Origin of the sequence: Pseudomonas protegens (assembly GCF_003732485.1) — a bacterium.
GTDB lineage: Bacteria > Pseudomonadota > Gammaproteobacteria > Pseudomonadales > Pseudomonadaceae > Aquipseudomonas > Aquipseudomonas protegens_B.
On the sequence record NZ_MOAK01000054.1, the window covers coordinates 7,482 to 9,514 of the forward strand.

3 protein-coding genes are annotated in these 2,033 nt (G+C 65.1%); all 3 read right to left on the reverse strand.

Going from position 1 to position 2,033, the window contains the following annotated elements:
- Window positions 1-365 precede the first annotated feature (365 nt).
- Window positions 366-767 (reverse strand): ExbD/TolR family protein, encoded by a 402-nt coding sequence (locus tag BLX41_RS13925; protein ID WP_011058607.1) that lies wholly within the window; start codon window positions 765-767, stop codon window positions 366-368.
- Between the two features lies 1 nt (window position 768).
- Window positions 769-1,494, reverse strand: coding sequence for a MotA/TolQ/ExbB proton channel family protein (locus tag BLX41_RS13930; protein WP_123725356.1), 726 nt, complete (start codon window positions 1,492-1,494; stop codon window positions 769-771).
- A gap of 55 nt (window positions 1,495-1,549) precedes the next feature.
- Window positions 1,550-2,033, reverse strand: a 484-nt coding sequence (locus BLX41_RS35345; protein ID WP_259744898.1) for an energy transducer TonB, incomplete at its 5' end; no start/stop codon positions are given.

Genomic DNA, 2,033 nt, shown 5'->3' on the forward strand with positions numbered 1-2,033 from the left:
GCTCAAGGACGCCTTCGCTGGCAAGCCAGCGCCTACCGCTGGCGCGATTTCGGTGGTGTTCTTGTAGGAACCGGCTTGCCGGCGAAAGGGCCCGCAAGCCTTGCACCGCACTCAAGGACGCCTTCGCTGGCAAGCCAGCTCCTACATCTGGCGCGATTTCGGTGGTGTTCTTGTAGGAGCCGGCTTGCCGGCGAAACGGCCCGCAAGCCTTGCACCGCACTCAAGGACCCCTTCGCTGGCAAGCCAGCTCCTACATCTGGCGCGATTTCGGTGGAGGGCCTTGCGAGGGCTTTTTCGCCAGGCAAAAAAAAGGCCGCACCCTGCCAAGGAGACGGCCTGAAAAGTCGTGGCTTTGTTGCTCGGTTTCAGCGCGCGGTAATCACCGACAGCTTGGTAATGCCCGCGCGCTCGATGGACGCCATGGCCCGGGCCACTTCGCCGTAGTTGACGCCATCGTCGGCCTGCAGCTGGACCCGTACTTGCGGGTCCTTGGCCTTGGCCGCTTGCAAGTTGGTTTCCAGCAGGTCCGGCTGGATCTCGTCCTTGTTGATAAAGAGTTTGCCGGCACCGTCGATGCTCACCACCAGCGGGTCTTTCTGCTCCACCGGGGCCACGGCCTCGGTCTTGGGCAGGTTGATCGGGATGGCGTTGGTCAGCAGCGGCGCGGTGACAATGAACACCACCAGCAGTACCAGCATCACGTCCACCAGCGGCGTGACGTTGATCTCGCTCAGCACTTCATCGCTGTCTTGGGTGGAGAAGGCCATATCAGGACGCCTCCTTGACTTTCTGTTGGCTGCCCTGGGCCGCGGCCTTGTGCACGCTCGGGTGGATCAGCACGCGGAACGAGTTCTTCTGCGCCAGGCTGTAGAAGTCGTGGGCGAAGTCGTCCAGGTCCGCGGCCGTGAGCTTCAAGCGCCGCAGGAAGTAGTTGTAGACCAGCACCGCCGGCACTGCGACGGCGATCCCCACGCCGGTGGCCACCAGGGCCGCGCCGATCGGCCCGGCCACGGTTTCCAGGCTCGCCGAGCCCGCCGCGCTGATGCCTTTCAAGGCTTCCATGATCCCCCACACGGTGCCGAACAGACCGATAAAGGGCGAGGTGCTGCCGATACTGGCGACCACCGCCAGGCCGGTTTCCAGGGAGCGGCGCTCACGTACGATCTGCTGGCGCAGGGCGCGTTCGAGACGGTCCTGATGGTTGATCGCCTGGCTCAGGTCCGCTGCATGGGGCGCTTCGCCGACCTGGATCGCCGCATAGCCGGCCTGGGCCACACGGGCCGCCGCGCCAGGCTGGGTTTCACTCAGGGAGGCGGCAGAGTCGAGGCTGGACGCCGCCCAGAACTGATTGTGGAACTTGCGATCCTGGGACTTGAGGCGGGCGAACTGCACGCCCTTGACCAGGGCCAGGCCCCAGGTGGCGACGGAGAAGACCACCAATAGCCAGATCACCGCGCTTTCGATGGATTCCAGTGGAGATGCCAGTAACGTCATGATGTGTTCCCTCTGTGTAAGCGTTTAGCGCGCGTTATTTGATCGGCCTTGCGGCTCAATGAATCTTGAAATCTATGGGTACGCTGACCCAGCCGTCCTGGGCCACATCGCCCTGCTTGGCCGGAACGAAACTCCAGCGCTTGACTGCGGCCAGGGCCGCATCGTCGAGTTGCTGGCGACCGCTGCTTTTCTGAATCTGGATCTCCCCGGGCTTGCCGCTGGCCAGTACGTGCACCCGCAGCAGCACCGTGCCTTCCCAACCGCGACGCTGGGCCAGCGACGGATATTCCGGCGCCGGGTTCTTCAGGTATGCGGCGCTGGCGGAAGCCGGGGTCACAGGGGCCGGGGCCGGCGGCGCGGGCGGAGCTGGAGCGGCGACAGGCGCGGCCGGTTGTGGTGGCGCGGGCTGTTGCTGGACCGGTTTCGGCGCCGGCTTGGGCTCAGGCTTGGCCACCGGTTTCGGCTTGGGCTTGGGAATCGGCTTGGGCGGTGGCGGCTTGACCGCCAGTTCGTCCTCCACTGGCGGTGGCGGCTCCACC

Bases quoted from the DNA above. Each gene is read 5' to 3' on its own strand.
- BLX41_RS13930 (WP_123725356.1), bottom strand. From the start codon at position 1,494: ATGACGTTACTGGCATCTCCACTGGAATCCATCGAAAGCGCGGTGATC.
- BLX41_RS13925 (WP_011058607.1), bottom strand. From the start codon at position 767: ATGGCCTTCTCCACCCAAGACAGCGATGAAGTGCTGAGCGAGATCAAC.